General features: G+C 36.7%; 7 protein-coding genes and 1 tRNA gene. 7 read left to right on the forward strand and 1 reads right to left on the reverse strand.

Translation table 11 applies throughout. From position 1 onward, the window contains the following. Positions 1-33 precede the first annotated feature (33 nt). The 3 genes from ftsZ (at position 34) to RNZ47_RS12920 (ending at position 2776) form a co-directional block, all read left to right on the forward strand. Entirely contained in the window at positions 34-2022 is a 1989-nt protein-coding gene (ftsZ, locus tag RNZ47_RS12910) for a cell division protein FtsZ (protein WP_311940760.1), read from the forward strand. A 215-nt stretch (positions 2023-2237) separates the two neighbouring features. Further along, positions 2238-2687 carry a GatB/YqeY domain-containing protein gene (locus RNZ47_RS12915; protein WP_311940765.1) on the forward strand — a complete coding sequence of 150 codons (450 nt, stop codon included), beginning with the start codon at positions 2238-2240 and terminating at the stop codon, positions 2685-2687. 15 nt (positions 2688-2702) lie between these two features. Then, positions 2703-2776 (forward strand) — tRNA-Arg (locus tag RNZ47_RS12920). Positions 2777-3022: 246 nt separating this feature from the next. Here RNZ47_RS12920 and RNZ47_RS12925 read toward each other — a convergent pair. After that, a complete protein-coding gene (locus RNZ47_RS12925; protein WP_311940767.1) occupies positions 3023-4672 on the reverse strand; it encodes a sodium/sugar symporter in 1650 nt (549 codons plus the stop codon). A gap of 141 nt (positions 4673-4813) precedes the next feature. Between RNZ47_RS12925 and RNZ47_RS12930 the strand changes: the two genes are divergently transcribed. From RNZ47_RS12930 to galT, 4 genes are all read left to right on the forward strand, one after another. Beyond that, positions 4814-5806 (forward strand): GntR family transcriptional regulator, encoded by a 993-nt coding sequence (locus RNZ47_RS12930; protein WP_311940770.1) that lies wholly within the window; start codon positions 4814-4816, stop codon positions 5804-5806. A gap of 20 nt (positions 5807-5826) precedes the next feature. After that, positions 5827-6711 (forward strand): aldose 1-epimerase, encoded by an 885-nt coding sequence (locus tag RNZ47_RS12935; protein WP_311940773.1) that lies wholly within the window; start codon positions 5827-5829, stop codon positions 6709-6711. Positions 6712-6729: 18 nt separating this feature from the next. Continuing rightward, entirely contained in the window at positions 6730-7878 is a 1149-nt protein-coding gene (gene galK, locus RNZ47_RS12940) for a galactokinase (RefSeq protein ID WP_311940776.1), read from the forward strand. A 22-nt stretch (positions 7879-7900) separates the two neighbouring features. Further along, positions 7901-8350, forward strand: a 450-nt coding sequence (gene galT, locus RNZ47_RS12945; protein ID WP_311940779.1) for a galactose-1-phosphate uridylyltransferase, incomplete at its 3' end; no start/stop codon positions are given.

Here is an 8350-nt window from a genome sequence, read left to right on the forward strand (position 1 = left end):
TATAAAGTACAAAACCCCAGTAAAACAGAATTTATGAGCAGCAAAAAAGAATTCGAAAGCATTGCATTTGATTTACCGAAGAATCAATCAAATGTCATTAAAGTTATTGGCGTTGGCGGTGGCGGCAGCAATGCCATTAACCACATGTTCCAACAAGGTATTAAAGGCGTCGATTTTTACGTTTGTAATACCGATGCACAAGCCCTTCACAACAGTGGTGTTCCCAACAAAATCCAATTAGGCGTTAATTTAACCGAAGGATTGGGAGCGGGCGCGAACCCGGATATTGGCGAGCAATCGGCAGTTGAGAGTTTTGACGATATTTCAACCATGCTCGACACCAACACAAAAATGGTGTTTATAACGGCCGGAATGGGCGGAGGTACCGGAACCGGTGCGGCACCAATTATTGCTAAAATGGCAAAAGATTTGGATATATTAACCGTTGGTATTGTAACCATGCCTTTTGCTTTTGAAGGTAAAATGCGTATCGAGCAATCTCAAAAAGGTATTGAAAAATTACGGGATGTTGTCGATTCTTTAATCGTAATAAACAATAACAAACTTCGCGAGGTTTATGGAAACCTTGGCTTTAAAGCTGGTTTTTCAAAGGCCGACGAAGTGCTATCTACTGCTGCTCGTGGTATAGCTGAGGTTATTACGCATCACTACACACAAAACATCGATTTACGCGATGCCAAAACCGTTTTAAGCAATAGCGGAACGGCCATTATGGGGTCTGCCTTGGCATCCGGTCAAAACCGTGCGCAAGATGCTATTCGCAAAGCATTGGATTCACCATTATTAAACGATAATAAAATTACGGGCGCTAAAAATGTGTTGCTTTTAATTGTTTCCGGATCGCACGAAATTACCATTGACGAAATTGGGGAAATTAACGACCATATTCAAACCGAAGCCGGCCATGGTGCTAACATTATTATGGGTGTAGGCGAAGACGAGGCTTTAGAAGAATCCATTGCGGTTACTATTATTGCAACCGGTTTTAATATTGAACAGCAAGACGAGATTTCCAATACGGAAACCAAAAAAGTAGTGCACTCTTTAAACGAAGAAGAAGATATTAGCCTTAAAGCTAAAGATCCTGTAATTATTGAACCTATTGTTGAATTAGAAGAGAAAAAAGAAACACCGATTGTTAGGCATACTTTAGATTTAGATTTGGATGAAGAACCTGTAAAACCTACAAAAAAAGCGGTAGTAAAACAGGATATTGTTGACGATTTTTCAAAGGACATCAATTTAATTCCAACTTCAGAAATCATTAAAAATATCGATGTGGTTTATGATGAAGTAAAATCCAATCATATTGAAGAAGAGGATTTTATTATCAAGCCTGTAACAAAAATGTCTAGCGATGTTGAAAACATGACCGATGTTGAGGTGATTTCAGATTATATCGAAGAAGAACAACAAATCACACTAACTTTCGATTTGCCATTATCTTCAGATGCTGATGAAGACAGCAACAACGATGACGTTGTGTCGCATCAACTAAATGAAGAAGCAAAAAACATTCCGGTTAATGATTATGTGGAGCTTATAACCGTAAACGAAACCAACGAAAAAGGTGATATACGTTATGCTTTGGATGATTATGTTGAAGTGGAGTCTTCAATAAATAAAAAAGCATCAAAATCCAAGGACGTTGAAGAGGAAATTGACAACGATATTGTTTTTGAGAAAAAAGTTTTGCCTCAAGAAAATAATGAAGAATCGGCAAGCGAGGAGGTAGACCCATTGAATAGCCCAATTTCGGATTTATTGAAAGAACGCGCAGACGAACGCAGACGGAAGATGAAAGAGTTCAACTATAAATTCAATAGCGCTAAAATTGATGATATCGAAAAAACGCCCGCTTATAAACGTCAAGGCGTAAATTTAGAAGAAGCCAAACACTCCTCTGAAAACGATATGTCGCGAACCAGTATTGGTTTAGATGATAACGACGATATTCAATTGCGAAATAATAATTCTTTTCTACACGATAATGTAGACTAAAATTACACACATTGAACTTACTTGTTTATGCGCCCGAAAGGTTCCCTCAACTTTTCGGGTTTTTTATTTTATCATTTTTTTTAAAGCGATATAAACTTAGTTCTTTTATTAATTTGGAAAAGGATTTTTTTTGTTTTATAAATGATTTTTTAACTGAAGACAGTAAACTGAATACTGCATACTTTTTTATATCTTCGCATTTCAAATAAAAACCCATGAGTTTACAACACAATGTTATGTCGGCTTTAAAGGCAGCGATGAAAGCTAAAGACCAAACTGCTTTAACTGCGTTGCGCGCGGTTAAATCTGCTATTTTATTGGCGCAAACCGAAAGTGGTGCCAAGGCAGAATTAACCGAGGAGCAAGAGGTTAAAATACTTCAAAAACAAGTAAAACAGCGTAGGGACAGTGCTGCGATTTATTTGGAACAAGGGCGCGAAGATTTAGCTGCTCCCGAGTTGGCCGAAGCCGATGTTATTGCTCAGTTTTTACCGGAAGCTTTAAGCGATGAGGAAATAGAGAAAGTGGTGGTAATGACCATCGATTCAATAGGGGCAGAAGGCATGAAGGATATGGGGAAAGTTATGGGTATAGTTAGCAAAGAGTTGGCGGGACAAGCCGATGGAAAAACCATTTCTAATATAGTAAGACAAAAATTATCGTAATAGTACAATACAATTGGCTGCGTAGTTCAACTGGATAGAATATCAGATTTCGGCTCTGAGGGTTGGGGGTTCGAATCCCTCCGCGGTCACGAATAAATAGAAAAAGGATAAATAAAACTGAATTTACTCATAGTTTTATTTATCCTTTTTCTATTTTCAAAGCGGAGCTTTTAGGGATGCGCGCAGCGAATACTGTTCGTGGAAACTTAAAGTTTCACTTCATTCTTAATAAAAAAAAGTAAACCTAAAAGCGTAATTAATCCCTTTGGTGATTACAAATAAAAAAAGCCCTATAATGAAACTACAGGGCTTTTGGTTTTTTATAATTGTACCGTTTACCAGAATAAGGCGTATAAAACAGTTAGAATTATCATTACTGCAAACGACCCAATGTTAAACAATGGCGAGGTTTTAAACAGTTGCTTCGTAATTGGTATACCTTTTTCATCATCTGCGCCTTTGTGCTGTACATAACTAAATATCGCTATTACCAACATAGTTAAAAGTAACGTTAATCCCATTTGGTCCATAAATGGTACATCCACAAAGAACGGAGATGTTGACCATCCTTTTGGCGCTACTTTAAAGTACATCGCAATCGGAATTGAGGCCAATGCGCCAATAATAGCTGCTTTGTTTGTGGTTTTCTTCCAAAATAAACCTAATAAGAACACTGCTAAAATACCTGGACTCACTATTCCGGTGTATTCTTGTATAAACTGGAATGCTTGGTCTAGGTTTCCTAAGAGAGGTGCCACTATACAGGCGATCACCAAAGCGACAAACGCAGAGATTCTTCCCGTATTTACGGTAGCTTTATCGCTTGCGGTCTTATTGATGTATTGTTTGTAAATATCCATCGTAAAGATGGTAGATGTAGAGTTTAACATCGAGGCTAAAGAAGATACTATGGCAGCAGCTAGGGCAGCAAATGCTAGACCTTTAAGGCCGGTTGGCAAAAATTGCAATAACCAAGGGTAAGCTTTGTCCGCTTGCTCCAATGACGGTAGGTTTCTAGCGGCAACATCACCTAATCGTGCCATAATTTCCGGGTCATTAATCATTACATACGCAGCAATTCCAGGAATAACTACAATTAAAGGAATGATTAATTTTAATACCGCGGCAAATAAAATTCCTTTTTGAGCTTCTTTTAAAGATTTCGCCGCTAATGTTCTTTGAATGATATATTGGTTGAAACCCCAATAGTACAAGTTGGCTACCCACATACCACCAACAAGAACGCCAATACCCGGTAGGTTTTTGTATTCCGGATTGGATTTGTCAAGAATCATTTCAAAACGTTCAGGCACTTCTTCAAAAACAGTGGTTAATCCCGAAATAAATCCTTCGCCACCCGAAACGGTGTTTAGCGCTAAATAAGTGGTTACCAAACCTCCCAGTACCAAAAAGATAACTTGTATTACATCGGTCCAAGCCACGGCAGATAAACCTCCGTAAAGCGAATAGGCTGCAGCAAATAATGCTAATCCTATAACACCGTAAATTAATGGTATTCCTAAAATGGTGTTTAAGGCTAAGGAGCCTAAATATAAAACGGTGGTTAAATTCACAAATACATAAAGTGCAATCCAAAATACAGCGAGAATGGTTTTAAGGTTGGTAGAATAACGTTTCTCAACAAATTCCGGAATGGTATAAAGCCCTTTTTCAATAAAAATAGGCAAGAAATATTTACCGACAATTATAAGGGTAATGGCAGCCATCCACTCGTAAGATGCTATGGCAAGCCCTGATGCAAAACCAGAACCCGACATGCCTATAAATTGTTCAGCTGAAATATTAGCTGCAATTAATGATGCTCCAATAGCCCACCATGGCAGGGATTTGCTGGCCAAAAAATAATCTTCGGCGTTTTTTTGATGTCCTTTTTTGTCTCTAGAAACCCATAATCCTACGCCCAAAATTAAAATGGCGTATGAAATAAAGACCACATAGTCCCAAGTACCAAATCCTGCTGTCATAATGTAATAGTTAGTTTAGTTAGTATTAAAGCATCAAATATAGATATTTATTTTTAAAGACTTATAGTTTTAAATAAATAAAAAACAACTAGTAGGGTCTAGTAGGTTTTTATGATTTAAAATGCTACCTTTGTACTCGATATGATTTCAATTCAAGATAAAATAGGCATACCAAAATACAAGCAAATTGTATACTCCATTGAAGAGGCCATTACATCCGGTGTGCTTAAAAAAGGCGATCAGTTGCCATCGATTAATAAGGTTAAAGATGCGCATTCGCTTTCTAGAGACACGGTTTTAACGGCTTTTAACGAACTGAAAAACAGAGGAATTGTTCAATCTGTTGTCGGTAAAGGATACTACGTTTCCAGTGAGGATATCAATGTGAATCAGAAAGTGTTTTTGCTTTTCGATGAGTTAAACTCGTTTAAAGAAGATTTGTACAATTCGTTTTTAGAAGATTTGGGGGAGAACATCCAGGTAGATATTTTTTTCCATCATTTTAATACGACTATTTTTAGTAAACTGATTCACGACAATATTGGAGCCTATAATTACTATGTTATTATGCCGGCCAATTTGAACAATACAAATGCGGTTATTCAAAATCTGCCACAGGACAAGGTTTATATTTTAGATCAATTACATGATGATTTAAAACCCTATTCTGCCATTTACCAAAATTTTGAAAAAGATATTTTTAATGGCTTAAAAAAGGCATTGCATCTTATTGAAAAATATAAAAAACTAATTTTGCTTTTCCCTGAAGATAAGCAGCCGCAAGGTATGCTTAAAGGGTTTAAGTTATTTTGTGAAACCTATCATATTAACTATTCGGTTGTTGATTCACTTAAAAACAACACCCCGAAACCTGGTGAACTTTATGTTATTCCGGATGATAAAAACTTGCTTCGAATTATAAAATCATTTAAAAACAACAATTTGATATTGGCTCAGGATGTGGGCGTTATTTCGTATAATGATACCTTGCTCAAAGAAATTGTTGCTGATGGTATAACAACCATATCCACCGATTTTAATGCCATGGGAAAACAATTGGCAAGTATGATACGCAATAAAGAAGTGGGTAAAATTGTAAACCCGAATAACCTTATTTTAAGAAACTCGTTATAACCATTAAAACATAAATCATAGTGTACAGTATTAAACACCATAATGAAACCAATGTGTTGGAATTAAAAAATTCCGATGATTCGTTTTATGCCAAAATACATTTGAATGATGGCGCAAGTTTGCAAGAATTAATGCTTGACGGCAAATCGATCATAGTAGACTTAAACCCTTTGGTTTATGCCGAAACTTATGCGAGTGCTATTCTATTTCCGTTTGCAAATCGGATTAAAGATGGCGCTTATATTTTTAATAAAACCCGTTATCAGCTAGACACCAATAATAAATCTGAAAACAATGCGTTACACGGTTTGGTTTACAACAAAGCCTTTAAAATTATAGCGCACAAAGGCGGCAACGATTCCATTTCGGTTAAATTGGAATATGAGGAAAATGCATTGTCCAAAGGATTTCCGTTTACCTATACCATACAATTGGAGTATGTTTTTACTAAAGACACCATGAATTTATTGGTTTCGATTAAAAACACAAGTACAGCGTCGTTTCCCTTTACTTTGGGCTGGCATCCTTATTTTTTAAGTGAAAATTTATACGCCAGTAATTTAGAATTTTCAAGCCATCAAAAATTAAAGTTGGGAGAACGCAATATAACCATGGGTGTTGAAAACATCGAAGCCATTAAAACTTTTAATATTAAAGATAAAAAACTGGACGATTGTTGGATTTTAGATGATGATACCGTTAAATTCAACACGCCAACATATCAATTTGTGATTGAATCTTCTGAAGAAAATAATTTTTTACAGGTTTATACACCGCCAAAAGAAAACATTATTGCCATAGAGCCAACAACAGGTGTGTCGGATAGTTTTAATAACCAAATCGGGCTTAAAGTTTTAAAATCCAACGCGTCTTATCACATAGAATGGCGTTTAAAAATGATATAATAACTTAACACATAAAAAATGAATGCTGAATTAATTAACGCCGTAAAGACAACATATATTGAAACCTTTAACCAAAACCCTTTGCTTGTTTTTTCTCCTGGGCGAATTAACCTAATTGGCGAGCACACCGATTATAACGAAGGTTTTGTTTTTCCTGCCGCAGTAGATAAAGGTATTGCCGCAGCTATTCAAAAAAGCGATTCCGGGCATTGTACGGCAATAGCCTTGGATTTGGATAGTACGGTTGAATTTCACTTGGATAAATTAAAACCATCACCCGAGGGCAGTTGGGAAAATTATGTGCTTGGTGTAGTTGCCGAAATTCAAAAAAAGAATATAGTTGTAGGCAATTTTAATATCGTTTTTAAGGGCGATATTCCTGGAGGTGCCGGTATGTCATCTTCAGCAGCTCTGGAAAATAGTGTGGTTTTTGGGCTGAACGAACTATTTGATTTAGGGTTGACAAAGCACGATATGATTTTAATTTCACAAAAAGCAGAGCACAATTACGTGGGTGTTAAATGTGGGATTATGGACCAATACGCCAGCATGTTTGGGATAGAAAACAACGCGTTGCACTTAGATTGCAGAACGGTTGAATCTAAACCATTCGAAATTAATTTCAAGGATCATCAACTTATGCTAATAAACACGAATGTAAAGCATAGTTTGTCTGATAGCGCATATAACGATAGGCGAGCTGCTTGCGAAAATATTTCTGAATTACTAGGAATAAAAGCACTTCGTGATGCTACCGAAGCCGATTTGGAAAAAATTAAAGATAAAGTGACGCCAGAAAATTATCAAAAAGCGTTATACGTTATTCAGGAAAATAAAAGAACCATAAAAGCGGCTAAAGCTATTGAAGATAACGACCTTGAAACATTGGGAGCTTTAATCTATCAATCGCATGAAGGCTTATCAAATCAATATAAAGTGAGTTGTGATGAATTGGATTTTCTTGTTGAACAAGCCAAGAAGAATAAACATGTTTTAGGAGCCAGAATGATGGGTGGCGGTTTTGGAGGTTGCACCATTAATTTGGTTGCCAAATCCGAAGCAAAGGCTTTTACCGATGCAGCATCTAAAGCTTACAAAAATAAATTTGGTAAAGATTGCTCGGTGTATTTTGTGAAATTATCAAACGGCACCCATTTAGTAAAGTAGTACTTAATTATATCCACTAAAAATGAATACAGATTTACAAGATTACTCGCATAAAAGATTCAATATATTAACGGGCGAATGGGTGTTGGTGTCTCCGCATCGCGCCAAACGACCGTGGCAAGGACAAAACGAATCGGTCTCAAACGAGGTGCGCCCAACACACGACCCTAACTGTTATTTATGCGCCGGAAACACGAGGATTAACGGCGAAGTAAATCCAGATTATAAAGATGTTTTTGTATTTACAAACGATTTTGCTGCACTACAATCCAACTCCAAAACGTTTGCTTTAAATAACGGATTGTTTAAAGCCGAAAGCGAAACGGGAATTTGTAAAGTGATATGCTTTAGTCCAGACCACTCTAAAAGTTTGGCCGATATGGGTGTTGATGCCATTAACAAAGTGGTAAAAGTTTGGCAGGAAGAATACCAATTGCTCGGTGCAAACGAAACCATAAATAATGTCCAAATA

It is taken from the genome of Hwangdonia seohaensis, assembly GCF_031932625.1.
GTDB lineage: Bacteria > Bacteroidota > Bacteroidia > Flavobacteriales > Flavobacteriaceae > Hwangdonia > Hwangdonia seohaensis.

Bases quoted from the DNA above. Each gene is read 5' to 3' on its own strand.
- RNZ47_RS12930 (WP_311940770.1), top strand. From the start codon at position 4,814: ATGATTTCAATTCAAGATAAAATAGGCATACCAAAATACAAGCAAATT.
- RNZ47_RS12915 (WP_311940765.1), top strand. From the start codon at position 2,238: ATGAGTTTACAACACAATGTTATGTCGGCTTTAAAGGCAGCGATGAAA.
- galK (WP_311940776.1), top strand. From the start codon at position 6,730: ATGAATGCTGAATTAATTAACGCCGTAAAGACAACATATATTGAAACC.
- ftsZ (WP_311940760.1), top strand. From the start codon at position 34: ATGAGCAGCAAAAAAGAATTCGAAAGCATTGCATTTGATTTACCGAAG.
- RNZ47_RS12925 (WP_311940767.1), bottom strand. From the start codon at position 4,672: ATGACAGCAGGATTTGGTACTTGGGACTATGTGGTCTTTATTTCATAC.